Source organism: uncultured Kluyvera sp., assembly GCF_902485085.1.
Taxonomy (GTDB): domain Bacteria; phylum Pseudomonadota; class Gammaproteobacteria; order Enterobacterales; family Enterobacteriaceae; genus Kluyvera; species Kluyvera ascorbata.
Map to the genome: position 1 here is coordinate 17,925 of NZ_CABTJS010000011.1, position 17,752 is coordinate 35,676.

Consider the following 17,752-nt stretch of genomic DNA (forward strand, 5'->3'; position numbering starts at 1 on the left):
CTGAGGTTATCCACTGGTGGCGAGCGATTTGCCTTTCTCGTGCCCCCGCGGCTTCGCGTCCCAGACCTCGTTATACGCATATCCCGTCAATGCCATAATCACCTGACGCGTCTCTGGGTCACAGTCCTCCGCGTTTCCCCCGAGCTTCCGCCGTGCCACCTCTTTAATCAGCAGGCTGTGCGTTTTTTGCGTCAGCTTAAAGCGATAGGTCATGTAGAAGCTCACGGCCAGCATCCCGGCGGTGGCAAACACCATCAGGCCGATGATTGCATGCAGGGCGCTGGCAGGCTGTGCGCCGCCGCCTTTTACGAAACCGCTCTCCTCCAGCACGATACCAATCAGCATAATCGCCAGCGCGACGGTGCTTTTGCGCGTCAGCACCATTACGCCCGCGAAAATCCCCTCACGGCGCTGGCGGGTAACAATCTCATCCACATCAGGGATAAAGCTGTAGATATTCCAGGGAATGTAGTACAGCCCGGCCTTCGCCAGACCCAGCAGCACAAACACGGCGGAGAACAGCAGCGTCGGCACCTGCAAATTACCGATATAGATGATAAACAGGAACGCCAGCACCACCATAATGCTGCCGTACGAAAGCCTCAGCGCCGCGGAAGGGGTGAGGTTAAATTTATTCATCAGCATCATAAAGCCGAAGGTGCCGGGAATCGAAACAAAAGCGGCAATACTTAATAGCCCGGAAACCATTTCGGTATCGTGATGTAATGCGTAAACCACGTAATAGGTAAATACCGAACCAAAAACATCCATGGCGGTAAATGAACAAATATAGATCAGAATGTGCTGACGAAATATTCTGATTTTGAATGAAGATATAAGGTCAATAACCAGATATTTTAAATGGCTAAAAAGGCCGCCGCCGCGCTGATTATCCGGCTGGAATTCATATTCTTCACGAACGTCTTTTGCTTCCCAGGTACAAGCCCAGGTGGTAAATACCGCGACGCAATAAATGGTCGCAAAAACAATCCCGGTTAAGGTGTAGGTGAACGAATTATCTTTACCGGTGTACTGCATAATAATACCCGGCACGGAAACCGCCAGAAAACCGCCGAGCGCGGAGCACATCATACGCACGCCTGAAAGGCGCGTACGCTCGCTAAAGCGGTTGGTCATTTCGGCGGACAAGGTTTCCCACGGCACCAGCACCATTGCAGAGAGCAGTTCGATGGAAAGATAGGTGCCCAGGTAGTACCAATAGTTCATGTCGGTAATCCACAACAGCGCGTAGAGAAACATCAGCGGGGAGCTTATCAACAGGAAAAAGCGACGACGGCCAAACTTGCGGCCAAGCCAGGTATTACCAAAGTTATCCGTGATATAGCCCATCACTGGACTCAGAATAGCGTCAATAATACGAGCGATAGCAAAGATTGACCCCGCTTCTAAAACGCTCAGGCCACAATAGGTGGTGTAAAAAAATAAAAGCCAGGTTCCTATAACGGCAAATGCGCCGCCGCCAAATAAATCAGTGACGCCGTAGCCAATGGCAGTGCCATAGCCAACGCGACGTTCAGTTGGTTTAACCATAATATTATTATTCCTGTACTGGTAGGGTTTCAGTGCAGAGTTACCCCCGCACTGTATATTATTGACAGCAGGAAAAATCGGATGACGATCGCTACTCTATATTCACCCATTTCCTCAATAGTGACGATTGGTAAATGGCATTAACCATCTGTAATGATTTGGCCGCCTCAGCAATATCGCAGTAGTCTGCGCTAGCGGGATCGTTTAATGCCTGGTAAAAGTGGAGAATGGCCAGCCGATGGCCGATTCCCCAGTAGCTTTTGCCGATGCCGTCGGGCGCAGCGTCGCTGGCAAGCTGCGTGCGTTCATCGCCGCAGACCTGCCACAGCACGTTGTCCGTCAAGCGCAGCATTCCCTGTTCAAACTCCAGCTCCAGCAGCAGCGGCGAGTCGCTGATATGGCAGTTGCTGGCGTAAAACAGCCCGCGCGCGCCATTGTTGAAACGCAGAGTGACCATGGCGCTGTCTTCGGTTTCAATCTCGTCGGCCAACAGTGCGCTGTCGACGACCCCTTTCAGGCTCTTGACCCCTTCGCCAAACCACTGCATCAGATCCAGCGTATGAATCGCCTGATTAATCAACAAACTGCCGCCTTCGGTGGCAAAGCTCCCGCGCCACGGGCTGGCGGCATAGTAATCCCCGGATCGTGACCAGGTGAGCACCGCCTTGATGGCACGCAGGCGGCCCAGCGTGCCGTCGGCAATGCAGCGCTCAATGGCCAGGCTAGTGGGGTTCAGGCGATTCTGGTAGCAGACGCCGACGCGGCGCTGGTGGCGTTCAGCCGCTGCCTGTATCTCAATCACCTCCTGCGGGTTCATCACCACCGGTTTCTCGCAGAAAACCTGTTTTCCGGCCGCCAGCGCGGCAAGGATCATTGGTTTATGCAGGTAGTGCGGCGTGCAGATATGTACCACGTCAATGGCGTCATCCAGCAGCATCTCGCGGTAGTCCTGATAAAAATGACAGCCGTAGTTGGCCGCAAGCTGGCTTCCTTTGGCACTATCACTATCCACAATCGCCCGCAGGACAACGCCCGGCACATGGCGCAGCGCGTCTACGTGGCAGGTATGGATAGCACCGCAGCCGATAATGGCGACATGACGTGTGTTCATTGGTGCCTCCCGTTATTCCACCGCGTTCGCCAGCATCTGCGCTTTGACGCATAGCTCGGCCGCTTTAAAGGTGTGCGCCTGGGTCATGGCGTTTTCGGTGCGGTTCAGGCAGTCCCGGATAAGCTCACCGAAATAAGGGAAGCCCACTTTGCCCGCCACCGGATAGCGGAACTCGCCCTCTTTGTTGACCAGATACACCACGTCCTGCTCGCCGTGGGTGATGTCGACGTATTTACGGATTTCGATATAGCCGTCGGTGCCGAGCAGGGTTAAGCGGCCGTCGCCCCAACTGGAGAGGCCATCTGGCGTAAACCAGTCGCAGCGGAAATAGCCGGTGGCGCCGTTGTCGCCCGCCAGCATGGCATCGCCGAAATCTTCAAACTGCGGATACTGCGGATGGTTTACGTTGCGAACCTGGCTTGCCACGATGCGCGCATCGCTGTTGCCGGTATAAAACAGGAACTGCTCAATCTGGTGGCTGCCGATGTCGCACAGAATGCCGCCGAAGAATTCTTTCTCGTAGAACCAGTCAGGGCGACCGGTACCTTCGCGGTGCGGGCCGACTCCCAGCGTCTGCATAACGCGGCCAATTGCGCCCTCGGCAACTAACTGCCCGGCAAAGACCGCGCTTTCCACGTGCAGGCGCTCGCTGTAGTACACCGCATATTTGCGGCCGGTTTCCGCCACTTTGCGCTTCGCGGCTTCAAGCTGCGCCAGCGTGGTCAGCGGGGCTTTATCGGTGAAGTAGTCTTTCCCGGCATCCATCACTTTCAGCCCCAGCGCGCAGCGCTCGGACGGAATCGCCGCCCCGGCAACAAGCTGGACGCTGCCGTCGTTTAAAATCGTTTCCAGCGTTGGCGCAACCTGCGCCTGCGGATACTGCTGCACAAACTTGTCGACCTTCGCTGGGTCTGGGTCATAAACCCATTTCAGCGTCGCACCGGCTTCTATCAGGCCATTACACATCCCGTAGATATGACCGTGGTCTAACGCCGCCGCCGCAATAATAAACTCACCCTGGCCAACAACTGGCTGTGGTTTGCCCACCGGGGCGTAGTTCATACCGTCTTTGATGCTCATGTTTATGCTCCTTTGTCCAAATCTTTACCCAACGGAATTGCGCCCACTTCGCTGAAGTTCTCGACCGATGCCGCCTTCTCGTAGAAGTGCGGGGCGAGGGAGACCAGACCACCGGTTTTATACCAGGGCTCATCCGGGCTGACGGGCAGCGTCACCACGCGCCCGGTAATGGAAGATTGATAGATAGCGGTAATCAGCTCGAGCGAGCGTTTACCCTGCACGCCGTCAATCAGCGGTTCGCCGCGCTGCTCCACCGCATTCAGCAGATCGTTAATCTGCCCGGTATGCAGCGTGTATTTGAGCTTCGGCGTATTGCGGAAGAGGGCGTCGAGCCGCGCTTCCAGCTCGCCGTTATGCTGCTCCTGTGGGAAGCCATTATCGGCGGACACGCTGGCCCACACGTCCCACGGCGCGGAAATACGCGCTTTGTCGCCCTGAATCACGATCTTCTGGTCTTCGCCGTGATGCACCACCGAGGCGGTTAACTGCGTCAGCGCGCCGCTGCTGTAGCGGAAAATGGCGGCGGAAAGGTCTTCAACTTCGGCGTTATCGTGGGCGACGTTGGTCATCATCGCCACCACCTCGGTTGGGAAGCCGAGCATCCACTGGATGGCATCGATATGGTGCACCGCATGGTTCAGGGTGCAGCCGCCGCCCTCTTTTTCCCAGGTGCCGCGCCACCACAAGTCGTAGTAGCAGTGGCCGCGCCACCAGAATGAGTCCACCTGTGCGTGGCAGATTTTCCCGAGTTCTCCGGAATCGACCACCTGCTTTAAACGCCAGAAGGCGTCGGTAAAGCGGTTCTGGGCGATGATCGAGAGGATTTTACCGCTGGCCTTCTGGGCCGCGATCATCGCGTCGCACTCTTCCAGCGAGGCGGCCATCGGCTTCTCGCACAGCACGTGCTTACCGGCGTTTAAAGCATCGATGCTGATTTCCGCATGGACGTACGGCGGCGTGCAGACATCGACAATATCTACCTCAAGACCAGACTCCAGCAGCGCCTGGTGGCTGCTGAACACCGTGGCGTTGGTCAGCCCGTAGCGCTCTTTCTTCTCCTGCGCCTTCTCCGGGTAGATATCGACCAGCGCGACTATCTGGCAGCGGTCGGCAAATTCCTGATAGCCCTGAATATGGTTGTGGGAGATGTTCCCGGTTCCCACGATAGCAATGCGTAACATGTGTCTCTCCTGATGCGGATTACCAGGTGCCGGAGGCATCCAGCGTTTTACTTTCGACCTGTTTTTCAACGGAGGTGGCGATGCGCTCGTCCAGCAGCTTTTTAAACAGCGCCTCGTCAAACGGCAGGTTGACCCAGTCGTCGGTCCAGGTGGAGAGGTGCATGGCGTTGGAGAGCGTCAGGCCGCGAATGCCGTCGGTACCCGGGGCAATCAGCGGTTTACCGTGCAGCACGGCGTCGCAGAAGTTGGCGGTAACCACGTGGTGTTCGCTGCTTTCCGGCGGGGTGGGGATTACCACCTCCCAGCATTCCGGCTCGCCAAAGCCGTTCTGCCAGCGGGCGTTGAATTCTGGTTCGGACTCGCGCAGACGCCAGAAGCGCAGGCGACCTTCTTCTACTACCACCTTGCCGCGATCGCCGGTGATTTCCAGGCGGTTGGTACCCGGCGCTTCCGCCGTGGTGGTAATAAAGACCCCGGTGGCGCCGTTGGCGTACTCGGCGTAGGCGGTGACGTCGTTTTCCACTTCAATATCGCGATGCTTACCGAACTGGCAGAACGCGCGCATGCGCACCGGCATGCCGACCAGCCATTGCCAGAGGTCGAGCTGATGCGGGTCCTGATTGAGCAGCACGCCGCCGCCTTCACCCTTCCAGGTGGCACGCCAGCCGCCGGAGTTGTAGTAGCTCTGTGAGCGATACCAGTTGGTGATAATCCAGTTAGAGCGGCGCAGTTCGCCCAGCTCGCCGCTGTCGATCAGATCTTTCACTTTCTGATACAGCGGGTTAGGGCGCTGGTTGAACATCATGCCGAACACCACGTTGCAGCCGCGGGCGTATTCGTTCATTTCACGCACCTGGGCGGTGTAAACCCCGGCCGGTTTTTCGCAAAGGGTATGGATGCCGTGGCGCATCGCCATCATCGACAGGCCCGGATGATCGTAATGCGGGGTGGAGACGATAACCGCGTCTATCAGCCCGCTTTTCAGCATGGTTTCGGCATCGTCGAATAGGGTTATGCCGTCGCCAACAAGCTGGCGAATAGCCGGATGCTTGCTGAGATCGTTATCGCACACTGCCGTCAGGCAGGCCTCTTTCACCGTACCTGCCATCAGGTAACGGGCGTGAAGGGTACCAATGTTACCCACGCCAATAATGCCGAAACGCACCTTATCCATGTTGCACCTTAACCGTGATAGGAATGACTGAAGTCTGAAAATAGGGAAGGCGGATAACGCGGACAAACGGAATTTGTGAGAATGCTCGCAGGCCGAACAGGAATATGGGCGGGAAAGTGAAAATGGGTTTTAAAATCAGCGAACTGCATCTGCAAAAATTTGCAAAATATGATTGCGAGCGAGGTCACACAATGCCAGGCAAGCTAAAAATGGATGAAATTGCCGCCCGAACCGGCTACTCCATTAGCACCGTTTCCCGGGTGCTGAGCGGCAAATCCTATACCAGCGAAAAGGCGCGAGAGGCGATTGTGCAATGCGCTCGCCAGCTAGGAGTGCTGGACTCGCTGGCCAACGGGCGGCTGCTGATTAACGGCATCGCCGTGTTTGCCCCAGAGCGCACGTTTCAGGGGCGAGGCGATACCTTTTATCTGGAAGTCACTAAAGGGATTGCCGAAGCCAGTGCGCCGCATGATGTCTGGATCACCCACTGCGCGCTGGAAGAGCAGCACGCAGACGTAAAATTATTCCTCGAAAAAGCCGGTCAGAAGAGCATCAATGCCGTGGTGATCATCGGCACGGATGACCCCACGATCCTCAAGCTGGCCAGTACGCTGAATAAGCCCTGCGTGTTGATTAACTCAATTGACCGGGAAATGGCATTGGATTGCGTCTCGCCTGACCACCGGGCTATCGGCTTTACCGCGATGCGTTATCTCTTTGAACAAGGGCATCGGCGCGTGCTGACGATGACCTGCCTGCGCAGGGAGACGCTCTATGCCCGGCTGGATGGGATTAAAGAGGCCTATCGCTATCACCACGTTCCTTTCAACCCTCAGCACGACCTGCTGGTCACCGAGTGGTTCACGGCGGAGGAAGCGGAGCGGGCGCTGAATACGTGGCTGGAGACGCACGATCGTGCGCAGTGGCCGGATGTTATTTTCCCCAACAGCACGAGTATGACCGAGGGGGTGATGAAGGCGTTGCAGCACCACGGGCTGCGCGTACCGGAGGATATCTCTCTTATCACCACCGATTTTACGTGGAATCTGGAAAATAGCCTGACCGCGCCGGTGACCGGTATTCGCGTCCCTTGCCGTGACCTGGGCATTGAGGCCGTGCATCTGCTGCAAACGCGGCTTAACCGACCTCAGTCGCCGGTCTACAACCTGTTACTACAGGGGAAAGTCATGGACTTCGGGACGGTGGCAAATGCCACGCGACATGCGGCGCGCGTGGCGTTGGACGATTAACCCTGCAACTGTGGAGGCAGGCATACGCCAATCCCGCCGATGCCGCAGTAGCCGTGCGGATTTTTGTACAGGTACTGCTGGTGCTCATCCTCGGCATAGTAGAATGGCTTGGCGTTGGCGATTTCGGTGGTGATGGTTCGCGCATCTCCTGAGCTCTTCATCGCGTCCTGGAACTGTTTCAGGCTGGCATGCGCCTCCTGCTCTTGCTCCGGCGTGAGGGGGTAAATCGCCGAACGATACTGCGTACCCTGATCGTTTCCTTGTCTCATCCCCTGCGCCGGGTCGTGGTTCTCCCAGAAAATTTTCAGCAGGTCGCTATAGCTGACCACCGTCGGGTCATAAACCACGCGCACGGCTTCGGCATGCCCGGTCTGCCCGCTGCACACTTCGCGGTAGGTGGGATTAGGCGTAAAGCCGCCGGTATAGCCTGCTGCGGTGCTGTACACACCGGGTGTCTGCCAGTACAGACGTTCGACGCCCCAGAAGCAGCCCATGGCGAATAATGCGACCTCCATCCCCTCCGGAACGTTGGTCATTGAGTGTTCTGTCACGACATTGAGCGTGGCGACCGGCATCGGCGTATTTCTTCCTGGCAATGCATCCGATTGAGATACAAGGTGTTTTTTATCAGCTAGACTCATGGGATAGGCCTCCGGTGAACGGTAATTTCCGTTAAGGTTGTAACCGGGCGTGTCTTTTAACACAATAAACGCGCCGAATACGTCTAAGTTTAAACATAAGAATAATTTGGGGCTCTGTCTTTATTTCAACCCGACAAAGAGTGGGTTTTTTAAGCTGACGTTGAATGCCGTGCGTTCTTAGAGCGTAATTTTGGCGAAAACGCAGTCGTGGCCGCGGAGCGGACTTTCGTTTCCCGTTGGGGTGGGAACAAGGATATTCAGGAGAAAATGTGCGACAAATCCGCCAGTTATGTTTGGTGAGCTTGCTGCTGACCAGCGGTGTTGCCAGTGCAGCAAACATCCGTCTGCAGGTTGAAGGGCTCTCAGGCGAGTTACAAAAAAACGTACGTGCGCAGCTTTCCACGATCGACAGCGATGAGGTGACGCCCGATCGTCGCTTTCGCGCGCGCGTAGATGATGCTATTCGTGAAGGGCTGAAGGCCCTCGGCTACTATGAGCCGACCATCGATTTCGAACTTAAGCCACCGCCAGCCAAAGGCCGTCAGGTGCTGCTGGCAAAAGTGACGCCAGGCGAGCCGGTACTTATCGGCGGCACCGATGTGATTCTGCGCGGCGGTGCGCGAACCGACAGCGACTATCTGGCGCTGCTGCAAAACCGGCCTAAAATTGGCACTGTCCTGAATCACAGCGACTATGACCATTTTAAAAGTTCGTTAACCAGCGTGGCGCTGCGCAAAGGCTACTTTGATAGCGAGTTTAACAAGAGCCAGCTCGGCGTGTCGCTCGACCGTCATCAGGCATTCTGGGATATCGACTACGATAGCGGCGAGCGCTACCGCTTTGGTGATGTCACCTTTGAAGGCTCGCAGATCCGCGAAGAGTACCTGCAGCGTCTGGTGCCGTTCAAAAAGGGGGATTACTACCAGTCCAGCGACCTGGCTGAACTTAACCGCCGTCTTTCCGCCACCGGCTGGTTTAACTCGGTGGTGGTCGCGCCGGAGTTCGCTAAATCCCGGAAAACGAAGGTGCTACCGCTGCATGGCGTCGTCTCGCCGCGCAGCGAAAACACCGTTGAACTGGGTGGCGGCTACTCCACCGACGTCGGGCCACGAGTGAAAGCCTCGTGGCGAAAACCGTGGGTGAACTCCTACGGCCACAGCCTGACGACCAGCGTCAGCGTGTCGGCGCCGGAACAGCAGCTGGATTTCAGCTATAAAATTCCGCTGCTGAAGAACCCGCTGGAACAGTATTATCTGGTGCAGGGCGGTTTCAAAAGCACCGACCTCAACGACACCAAAGCCGATTCCACCACGCTTGCGGTCTCGCGTTTCTGGGACCTGTCGAGCGGCTGGCAGCGCGCCATTAACCTGCGCTGGAGCCTCGACCACTTTACCCAGGCGGATGTCACCAACACCACCATGCTGTTCTATCCAGGCGTCTCAATCAGCCGAACCCGCTCGCGCGGCGGTTTGATGCCGACCTGGGGCGATTCCCAGCGCTACTCGATCGACTACTCCAACACCGCCTGGGGTTCGGACGTCGACTTCTCCGTTATTCAGGCGCAAAACGTCTGGATCCGTACGCTCTACGACCGCCATCGCTTCGTGATGCGCGGCAACCTCGGCTGGATTGAAACCGGTGACTTTGATCGCGTACCGCCGGATCTGCGCTTCTTCGCCGGCGGCGACCGCAGTATTCGCGGCTATAAATACAAATCGATCGCCCCGCGCGACGATAAAGGCAAGCTGATCGGTGCATCGAAACTGGCTACCGGCTCGCTCGAGTATCAGTACAACGTGACCGGGAAGTGGTGGGGCGCGGTGTTTGTCGATGGCGGTGAAGCGGTCAGCGATATTCGCCAGAGCGACTGGAAAAAAGGCGCGGGCGTCGGCGTACGCTGGCAGTCGCCAGTGGGGCCAATCAAGCTCGATTTCGCCGTTCCGGTGGGCGACAAAGATGAACATGGATTGCAGTTTTACATTGGACTGGGGCCTGAACTATGACGTTATGGAAGAAAATAAGCCTCGGTGTGCTGATTTTTCTCGTATTGCTGGTGGGGATCGTCGGATTCCTGGTTGGCACGACGACAGGGTTACATCTGCTGTTTAACGCGGCAAACCGCTGGGTGCCGGGGCTGGAAATTGGCAAAGTCACCGGCGGCTGGCGCGATCTGACGCTGAAAAACGTCCGCTACACCCAGCCGGGCGTAGCGGTAGACGCCGGGGAGTTTCACCTGGCGGTGGATCTGAAATGCCTGTGGCACAGCAGCGTGTGCGTGAATGATATTGCGCTCAGCAACATCAACGTGGCTATCGACAGTAGCAAAATGCCGCCCGCCGCGCCGGTCAAAGAGGAGGACAGCGGCCCGCTGAACCTCTCCACGCCGTACCCGATTAGCCTCAAGCGTTTCGCGCTTAACAACGTCAATATCAAGATTGATGACACCACGGTGTCGGTGATGGATTTCACCAGCGGCCTTCAGTGGCAGGAGAAAAACCTGACCCTCACGCCGACCACGCTGCAAGGGCTGCTGATTGCCCTACCGAAAGTAGCCGACGTGGCGCAAAAAGAGGTGGTTGAGCCGAAAATCGACAACCCGCAGCCGCAGGAAAAACCGCTCGGCGAAACCATGACCGAGCTGTTCTCCAAGCCGGTGCTGCCGGAAATGGCCGATGTGCATCTGCCGCTGAACCTGAACGTTGAATCCTTTAGCGGCGAACAGCTGCGCATTACCGGCGACACCGACCTGACGGTCTACAAAATGCTGCTGAAGGTAAGCAGCATCGACGGCAACATGAAGCTCGACGCGCTGGACGTTGATTCCAGCCAGGGCACGGTGAACGCCAGCGGTACCGCGCAGTTGATTAATGACTGGCCGGTAGACATCACGCTCAACAGTACGCTGAACATGGACCCGCTGAAGGGCGAGAAAGTGAAGCTGAAAGTGGGCGGTGAGGTGCGTAAACAGCTTGAGGTCGGGGTTAATCTCTCCGGCCCGGTAGATGTTTCCCTTCGTGCCCAGGCGCAGCTGGCGGAAGCCGGGTTGCCGTTTAATCTTGAAGTGAACAGTAAACAGCTCTACTGGCCGTTTACCGGCGAGAAGCAGTTCCAGGCCGATGACCTGAAAATGAAGCTCGGCGGCAAGATGACTGACTATACGCTGTCATTCCGCACCGCGGTGAAAGGGCAGGGCGTGCCGCCAGCGGATATCACCATCGACGCGAAAGGCAACGAGCGGCAGGTGAGCCTCGACAAGCTCACCGTAGCGGCGCTGGAAGGCAAAACCGAACTGACCGCGCTGCTTGACTGGCAGCAGGCGATAAGCTGGCGCGGCGAACTGGCGCTTCGCGGCATCAACACCGCTAAGGTGGCACCGGACTGGCCGTCGAAGCTGGACGGCCTGATTAAAACCAACGGCAGCCTGTACGGCGGCACCTGGCAGATGAACGTGCCGGAGGTGAAAATCACCGGCAACGTGAAGCAGAACAAGGTGAACGTCGAGGGTTCCGTACGCGGTAACAGCTACATGCAGTGGACCATTCCCGGCCTGCACGTGGCGCTGGGCAATAACACCGCCGACGTGAAAGGCGAACTGGGGGTAAAAGACCTCAACCTGGACGCCAACATTGATGCGCCGAAGCTCGACAACATGCTGCCGGGTCTTGGCGGCACAGCGAAAGGGCTGGTGAAAATTCGTGGCACCGTCGACGCGCCGCAGTTACTGGCGGATATCACCGCGCGCGGCCTACGCTGGCAGGAGCTGTCGATTGCTCAGGTGCGCGTGGACGGCGAGGTCAAATCGACCGATCAGATTGCCGGGAACCTCGATGTGCGCGTGGAACGCATTGCGCAGCCGGGCGTGAATATCGGCCTGGTGCACCTGGCGGCCAAAGGCAACGAGAAGCAGCACGCCTTGCAGTTGCAGATTCAGGGCGAGCCGGTCTCCGGCCAGCTGGCGCTGTCGGGCAGTTTTGACCGCAAAGAAGAACGCTGGAAGGGCGCGCTCAGCAATACGCGCTTCCAGACCCCGGTTGGCCCGTGGTCGGTTAACCGCGATATCGCGCTGGACTACCGCAACCTCGAGCAGAAAATCAGCATCGGGCCGCATTGCTGGGTGAACCCGAACGCCGAACTGTGCGTACCGCAGACGATTGATGCCGGTGCCGCAGGCCATGCGATAGTAAACCTCAACCGCTTCGATCTCGCGATGCTCAAACCGTTTATGCCGGAAGAGACGCAGGCGAGCGGCGTGTTCAGCGGTAATGCGGACGTCACCTGGGACACCACCAAAGAGGGGCTTCCACAGGGTAAAGTGACGCTCTCCGGGCGCAACGTGAAGGTGACGCAAATCGTCAACAATGCGCCGCTGCCGGTGGCCTTTGACACGCTGAACCTGAACGCAGACCTGCATAACAACCGCGCGGAGCTAGGCTGGCTTATCCGTCTGACCAATAACGGCCAACTTGACGGTCAGGTGCAGGTGACCGACCCGCAGGGGCGTCGCAACCTTGGCGGCAACGTCAATATTCGTAACTTCTCGCTGGCGATGATTAACCCTATCTTCTCCCGCGGTGAAAAGGCGGAAGGTAAGCTCAACGCGAACCTGCGTCTCGGCGGTAATGCGATGAGCCCGCTGCTCTTCGGGCAGATGCAGTTGAACGGTATCGACGTCGACGGCAACTTTATGCCGTTTGATATGCAGCCAAGCCAGATAACCATGAACTTCAACGGTGCCAGCTCGACGTTGCAGGGCGATATTCGCACCCAGCAGGGGCAAATCAGCCTGAACGGCGATGCGGACTGGCGGCAAATCGACTACTGGCGGGCGCGCATCGCCGCAAAAGGCAGCCGGGTGCGTATTACCGTGCCGCCGATGGTGCGCCTTGATGTGTCGCCGGATATCGCCTTTAACGCCACGCCAAGCTTGTTTACGTTGGATGGCAACGTCGATATCCCATGGGCGCGTATTGTGGTGAAAGAGGTGCCGGAAAGCGCTGTGGGCGTTTCCAGCGACGAGGTGATGCTCAACAGCGACCTCAAGCCGGAGAAAACGCAGTCTGCGTCGATTCCTATCAACAGCAACCTGAATATCCACGTTGGCAACAACGTCCGTCTTGATGCCTTCGGGCTGAAAGCGCGCCTGACCGGCGACCTGAAGGTAGCGCAGGATAAACAGGGGCTGGGCCTGAACGGCCAGATTAATATTCCGGAAGGGCGTTTCCACGCCTATGGCCAGGACTTGATCGTGCGTAAAGGCGAACTGCTGTTCTCCGGTCCGCCGGATCAGCCGCTGCTCAACATCGAAGCGATTCGTAACCCGGAATCGACAGAAAACGATGTTATCGCTGGCGTTCGCGTCACCGGCAGCGCCGATCAGCCTAAGGCAGAAGTCTTCTCCGACCCGGCGATGTCACAGCAGGAAGCGCTCTCTTACCTGGTTCGTGGACAGGGGCTGGATAGCGGTCAGAGTGACAGTGCGGCAATGACATCTATGCTTATTGGTATGGGGGTTGCACAAAGTGGTCAGCTTGTGGGTAAAATCGGCGAGACGTTTGGCGTAAGTAATCTGGCTCTCGATACACAAGGGGTGGGTGATTCCTCCCAGGTGGTGGTCAGTGGTTACGTATTGCCGGGTCTGCAGGTGAAATATGGCGTTGGGATCTTTGACTCGTTAGCGACGCTCACGTTACGCTATCGCCTGATGCCTAAGCTGTATCTGGAAGCGGTGTCTGGCGTAGACCAGGCGCTCGATTTGCTCTATCAGTTTGAGTTTTAGCAATGCGAATATTTGTGTACGGCAGTTTACGGCGCAAACAAGGCAACAGCCACTGGATGACGAACGCCCAGTGGCTGGGCGATCACAGCGTTTTCGATTATCAACTGTACAGCCTGGGCCACTATCCAGGCGCGGTGCCAGGTGAAGGCACGGTACACGGTGAAGTTTATCGAATTGACGCATCGACGCTGGCCGAACTGGATGCGCTGCGCACCAAAGCGGGTGAATATGCACGTCATCTCATCCAGACGCCTTACGGTAGTGCCTGGATGTATGTCTATCAGCGCCCGGTCGACGGGCTGAAGCTGATAGAAAGCGGTAACTGGTTGGATAAAGACCAGTATTGAATACGGCAACGCCACCCTGGGGGTGGCGTTGTTTTTTTATTCCGGAGCTGCGTGAACCAGGTAGCCCGGCCAAGCGAAGCGCCGCCGGGACTCGCACAAACAAAAACACCGCCCGAAGGCGGTGTTTTGTCACGCTCGAAAAATATTATTTCTTCGCGCGTTCGAAGGAAGCAATGATTTCAGCTTTAGCCGCTTCAGCATTGTCCCAACCGTCAACTTTAACCCATTTGCCTGCTTCGAGGTCTTTGTAGTGCTCGAAGAAGTGGGTGATCTGCGCTTTCAGCAGGTCTGGCAGGTCGTTCACATCTTTGATGTGATCGTATTCTTTGCTCAGCTTGGTGTGCGGTACCGCAACCAGTTTCGCATCTTCACCGGATTCGTCGGTCATTTTCAGCACGCCAACTGGACGGCAGCGAATGACGGAACCTGGCTCCAGTGGGTACGGGGTTGGGACCAGAACGTCTACCGGGTCACCGTCCAGAGACAGGGTGTGGTTGATGTAACCGTAGTTGCACGGATAGAACATCGCGGTGGACATGAAACGGTCAACGAACAGCGCGCCGCTCTCTTTGTCGACTTCGTATTTGATAGGATCTGCGTTAGCTGGGATTTCGATGACAACGTAGATATCTTCCGGCAGATCTTTACCCGCAGGGACGTTGAGTAAGCTCATGTCTGTTTCCTTTAGAATGTATGGCAAACTAGTGCCCGGTATTATAGCCAACTCGTCGGGAAAGTCTTGACCTGTTTTACGTCTCTCTCCCTGGAACCTGGCCTTTTCAGCGCCTTCTTAAAGCAGAAAAATCCATAAACACAGCCGCATCATGAATAAAATCATGAAAGCGTTTACATCACGATAAAAAATGACGGTGATGCGGTTAAAAAAAACACAAAATCGATTGCCATCAATGGGTGCGCGACACCTACTCCTTCCTGTGCTCTGACGCCCGCTGCTAATTAACAAATAATTTACTTTTTTGAAGTGTGATGTAACGCATTCCGTTACATACCCTATTGTCTATAGTTTTTCCGCAGATGAATATTTGACCAACAATAACCCTACGAGGATATCTCTATGTGGAAGCGCTTACTTCTTGTCACAGCAGTTTCCGCAGCCATGTCGTCTATGGTCATGGCTGCTCCATTAACGGTGGGATTTTCGCAGGTCGGATCTGAATCCGGCTGGCGCGCGGCGGAAACCAACGTTGCGAAGCAGGAAGCGGAAAAACGCGGTATCACCCTGAAGATTGCCGACGGCCAGCAAAAGCAGGAAAACCAGATTAAAGCGGTGCGTTCGTTTATCGCTCAGGGTGTGGATGCCATCTTTATCGCACCGGTTGTGGCGACAGGCTGGGAACCGGTGCTGAAGGAAGCCAAAGAGGCCAAGATCCCGGTCTTCCTGCTCGACCGCTCCATTGATGTCAAAGACAAATCTCTCTACATGACCACGGTCACCGCTAACAACGTGCTGGAAGGCCAGCTGATTGGTGAATGGCTGATTAAAACCGTCGACGGCAAACCGTGTAACGTCGTTGAGCTGCAAGGGACGGTGGGGGCGAGCGTGGCGATTGACCGTAAGAAAGGCTTCGCCGACGCGATTTCTAAAGCGTCCAACATCAAAATTATCCGCTCCCAGTCCGGCGACTTTACGCGCAGTAAGGGCAAAGAGGTCATGGAAAGCTTTATCAAGGCGGAGAACAACGGCAAGAACATCTGCATGGTTTACGCCCATAACGATGACATGGTGATCGGTGCTATCCAGGCCATTAAAGAGGCTGGGCTGAAGCCGGGCAAAGACATTCTGACCGGTTCGATTGACGGCGTACCGGATATTTATAAAGCGATGATCGCCGGTGAAGCGAACGCCAGCGTCGAACTGACCCCGAATATGGCCGGCCCGGCGTTTGATGCGCTGGAGAAATTCAAGAAAGACGGCACCATGCCGGAAAAAGTGACGCTGACCAAATCGACGCTGTATCTGCCGGATACGGCGAAAGAAGAGTTAGAGAAGAAGAAAAATATGGGCTATTAAGCGGCGGGTACCCTCACCCCAACCCTCTCCCTGAAAGGGAGAGGGAGCTGAGCGGTGCGGGTTGCAAGTCAGGCACAATGTATTGGGTGAGGGGGAGCGCACCATGACCACTGAAACCAACCCGGAAATCCTCCGCACCGAGGGGCTCTGCCAGTACTTTCCCGGCGTGAAAGCGCTGGATAACGTCAACTTCAGCCTGCGGCGCGGTGAAATCATGGCGCTGCTCGGCGAAAACGGCGCGGGAAAATCCACGCTCATCAAAGCGCTGACCGGCGTCTACCATGCCAACAGCGGCAGCATCTGGCTGGAAGGCCAGCAAATCAATCCCAAAAATACCGCCCATGCCCAGCAGTTGGGCATTGGTACCGTCTACCAGGAAGTGAACCTGCTGCCGAACATGTCGGTGGCGGATAACCTGTTTATTGGCCGTGAACCCAAACGCTTTGGTTTTATCCAGCGCAAAGAGATGGAAAAGCGCGCCACCGCGCTGATGGCCTCTTATGGCTTCTCTCTCGACGTGCGCGAGCCGTTAAACCGCTTCTCTGTCGCGATGCAGCAAATCGTCGCTATCTGCCGGGCTATCGATCTCTCGGCAAAAGTGCTGATCCTCGACGAACCTACCGCCAGCCTCGACACCAAAGAAGTGGAGATGCTCTTCACCCTGATGCGCCAGCTGCGCGATCAGGGCGTCAGCCTGATCTTCGTCACCCACTTCCTCGATCAGGTCTATGCGGTCAGCGACAGGATCACCGTACTGCGCAACGGATCGTTCGTTGGCTGCCGGGAAACCCGCGAGCTGCCGCAGATAGAACTGGTCAAAATGATGCTCGGCCGTGAGCTGGAGCATCAGGCGCTTCAGCGCGCCGGGCGTACGTTACTCAGCGATAAACCGGTCGCCTCGTTTGAGGGTTACGGCAAAAAAGGCACCATCGCCCCGTTCGATCTGCACATTCGCCCTGGCGAGATCGTCGGCCTGGCAGGACTCCTGGGATCGGGTCGTACCGAAACCGCCGAAGTGATCTTCGGTATTCATCCTGCCGACAGCGGGCAGGCGACGATCAAAGGCAAACCGCAAACCCTGCGCTCGCCGCATCAGGCCTCTTGTCTTGGGATCGGTTTCTGCCCGGAGGATCGCAAAACTGACGGCATTATTGCCGCCGCGTCGGTACGGGAAAATATCATCCTCGCGCTGCAGGCGCAGCGCGGCTGGCTGCGGCCGATTCCGCGTAAAGAGCAGAACGACATTGCCGAACGTTTTATCCGCCAGCTGGCGATCCGCACCCCTAGCGCCGAGCAGCCGGTGGAGTTTCTCTCCGGCGGCAACCAGCAGAAAGTGCTGCTCTCCCGCTGGCTGCTGACGCGCCCGCAGTTCCTGATCCTCGACGAACCGACCCGTGGGATCGACGTGGGCGCCCACGCGGAGATCATTCGCCTGATCGAAACGCTCTGCGCGGATGGTTTGGCGCTGCTGGTTATCTCATCTGAACTGGAAGAGCTGGTGGGCTACGCCGACCGGGTGATCATCATGCGCGATCGCCAACAGGTGGCGGAGATCCCGCTTGATAAGCTCTCCGTCCCTGCCATCATGAACGCTATTGCGGCCTAAGGA

Annotated in this window: 13 protein-coding genes; 6 read left to right on the forward strand and 7 right to left on the reverse strand. The window is 56.7% G+C overall.

Annotated features, from left to right (window positions below; genetic code table 11):
- Nucleotides 1-6 precede the first annotated feature (6 nt).
- The 5 genes from RDN66_RS01940 to RDN66_RS01960 all read right to left on the reverse strand — a co-directional run bounded on the left by RDN66_RS01940 (nt 7) and on the right by RDN66_RS01960 (nt 6,097).
- Nucleotides 7-1,551: an MFS transporter gene (locus RDN66_RS01940; RefSeq protein ID WP_308537488.1), complete on the reverse strand. Its 1,545-nt coding sequence runs from the start codon at nt 1,549-1,551 to the stop codon at nt 7-9.
- Between the two features lie 91 nt (nt 1,552-1,642).
- Nucleotides 1,643-2,662, reverse strand: a complete 1,020-nt coding sequence (locus tag RDN66_RS01945) for a Gfo/Idh/MocA family protein (RefSeq protein WP_202216690.1) — start codon at nt 2,660-2,662, stop codon at nt 1,643-1,645.
- Between the two features lie 12 nt (nt 2,663-2,674).
- The gene (locus RDN66_RS01950; RefSeq protein ID WP_202216689.1) at nt 2,675-3,742 is read right to left on the reverse strand and encodes a Gfo/Idh/MocA family protein; all 1,068 of its coding nucleotides are present in this window, start codon (nt 3,740-3,742) and stop codon (nt 2,675-2,677) included.
- A 2-nt stretch (nt 3,743-3,744) separates the two neighbouring features.
- The gene (locus RDN66_RS01955; RefSeq protein ID WP_035896268.1) at nt 3,745-4,923 is read right to left on the reverse strand and encodes a Gfo/Idh/MocA family protein; all 1,179 of its coding nucleotides are present in this window, start codon (nt 4,921-4,923) and stop codon (nt 3,745-3,747) included.
- Nucleotides 4,924-4,942: 19 nt separating this feature from the next.
- Nucleotides 4,943-6,097 carry a Gfo/Idh/MocA family protein gene (locus RDN66_RS01960; RefSeq protein ID WP_202216688.1) on the reverse strand — a complete coding sequence of 385 codons (1,155 nt, stop codon included), beginning with the start codon at nt 6,095-6,097 and terminating at the stop codon, nt 4,943-4,945.
- Between the two features lie 191 nt (nt 6,098-6,288).
- On the opposite strand from RDN66_RS01960, the gene RDN66_RS01965 reads away from it, so the two are divergent.
- Nucleotides 6,289-7,347 (forward strand): LacI family DNA-binding transcriptional regulator, encoded by a 1,059-nt coding sequence (locus tag RDN66_RS01965; protein WP_202216687.1) that lies wholly within the window; start codon nt 6,289-6,291, stop codon nt 7,345-7,347.
- On the opposite strand, the gene msrA is transcribed toward RDN66_RS01965, so the two are convergent.
- On the reverse strand, nt 7,344-7,988 hold the full coding sequence (gene msrA / locus RDN66_RS01970) for a peptide-methionine (S)-S-oxide reductase MsrA (protein WP_123651122.1): 645 nt from the start codon (nt 7,986-7,988) through the stop codon (nt 7,344-7,346). The genes RDN66_RS01965 and msrA overlap by 4 nt on opposite strands.
- A 269-nt stretch (nt 7,989-8,257) precedes the next feature.
- Here msrA and tamA point away from each other — a divergent pair, with 269 nt between their 5' ends.
- From tamA to RDN66_RS01985, 3 genes are read left to right on the forward strand one after another with little or no spacing between them, the layout of a single operon-like run.
- Entirely contained in the window at nt 8,258-9,991 is a 1,734-nt protein-coding gene (gene tamA, locus RDN66_RS01975) for an autotransporter assembly complex protein TamA (RefSeq protein ID WP_035896265.1), read from the forward strand.
- Nucleotides 9,988-13,764 carry an autotransporter assembly complex protein TamB gene (tamB, locus tag RDN66_RS01980; RefSeq protein WP_202216685.1) on the forward strand — a complete coding sequence of 1,259 codons (3,777 nt, stop codon included), beginning with the start codon at nt 9,988-9,990 and terminating at the stop codon, nt 13,762-13,764. The genes tamA and tamB overlap by 4 nt, the downstream gene beginning before the upstream one ends.
- A gap of 2 nt (nt 13,765-13,766) precedes the next feature.
- Nucleotides 13,767-14,111, forward strand: a complete 345-nt coding sequence (locus RDN66_RS01985) for a gamma-glutamylcyclotransferase (RefSeq protein WP_035896263.1) — start codon at nt 13,767-13,769, stop codon at nt 14,109-14,111.
- Between the two features lie 145 nt (nt 14,112-14,256).
- Here the strand turns inward: RDN66_RS01985 and ppa are convergent, their stop codons facing one another.
- Nucleotides 14,257-14,784, reverse strand: coding sequence for an inorganic diphosphatase (gene ppa, locus RDN66_RS01990; RefSeq protein ID WP_123651119.1), 528 nt, complete (start codon nt 14,782-14,784; stop codon nt 14,257-14,259).
- A 402-nt stretch (nt 14,785-15,186) separates the two neighbouring features.
- Between ppa and ytfQ the strand changes: the two genes are divergently transcribed.
- On the forward strand, nt 15,187-16,143 hold the full coding sequence (ytfQ, locus tag RDN66_RS01995) for a galactofuranose ABC transporter, galactofuranose-binding protein YtfQ (protein WP_123651118.1): 957 nt from the start codon (nt 15,187-15,189) through the stop codon (nt 16,141-16,143).
- A 103-nt stretch (nt 16,144-16,246) separates the two neighbouring features.
- A complete protein-coding gene (gene ytfR / locus RDN66_RS02000; RefSeq protein WP_202216684.1) occupies nt 16,247-17,749 on the forward strand; it encodes a galactofuranose ABC transporter, ATP-binding protein YtfR in 1,503 nt (500 codons plus the stop codon).
- The last annotated feature ends 3 nt before the right edge of the window (nt 17,750-17,752 follow it).

Bases quoted from the DNA above. Each gene is read 5' to 3' on its own strand.
- RDN66_RS01965 (WP_202216687.1), top strand. From the start codon at position 6,289: ATGCCAGGCAAGCTAAAAATGGATGAAATTGCCGCCCGAACCGGCTAC.
- RDN66_RS01950 (WP_202216689.1), bottom strand. From the start codon at position 3,742: ATGAGCATCAAAGACGGTATGAACTACGCCCCGGTGGGCAAACCACAG.
- RDN66_RS01955 (WP_035896268.1), bottom strand. From the start codon at position 4,923: ATGTTACGCATTGCTATCGTGGGAACCGGGAACATCTCCCACAACCAT.
- ppa (WP_123651119.1), bottom strand. From the start codon at position 14,784: ATGAGCTTACTCAACGTCCCTGCGGGTAAAGATCTGCCGGAAGATATC.
- RDN66_RS01985 (WP_035896263.1), top strand. From the start codon at position 13,767: ATGCGAATATTTGTGTACGGCAGTTTACGGCGCAAACAAGGCAACAGC.
- ytfR (WP_202216684.1), top strand. From the start codon at position 16,247: ATGACCACTGAAACCAACCCGGAAATCCTCCGCACCGAGGGGCTCTGC.
- RDN66_RS01945 (WP_202216690.1), bottom strand. From the start codon at position 2,662: ATGAACACACGTCATGTCGCCATTATCGGCTGCGGTGCTATCCATACC.
- RDN66_RS01960 (WP_202216688.1), bottom strand. From the start codon at position 6,097: ATGGATAAGGTGCGTTTCGGCATTATTGGCGTGGGTAACATTGGTACC.
- ytfQ (WP_123651118.1), top strand. From the start codon at position 15,187: ATGTGGAAGCGCTTACTTCTTGTCACAGCAGTTTCCGCAGCCATGTCG.
- tamB (WP_202216685.1), top strand. From the start codon at position 9,988: ATGACGTTATGGAAGAAAATAAGCCTCGGTGTGCTGATTTTTCTCGTA.
- msrA (WP_123651122.1), bottom strand. From the start codon at position 7,988: ATGAGTCTAGCTGATAAAAAACACCTTGTATCTCAATCGGATGCATTG.
- RDN66_RS01940 (WP_308537488.1), bottom strand. From the start codon at position 1,551: ATGGTTAAACCAACTGAACGTCGCGTTGGCTATGGCACTGCCATTGGC.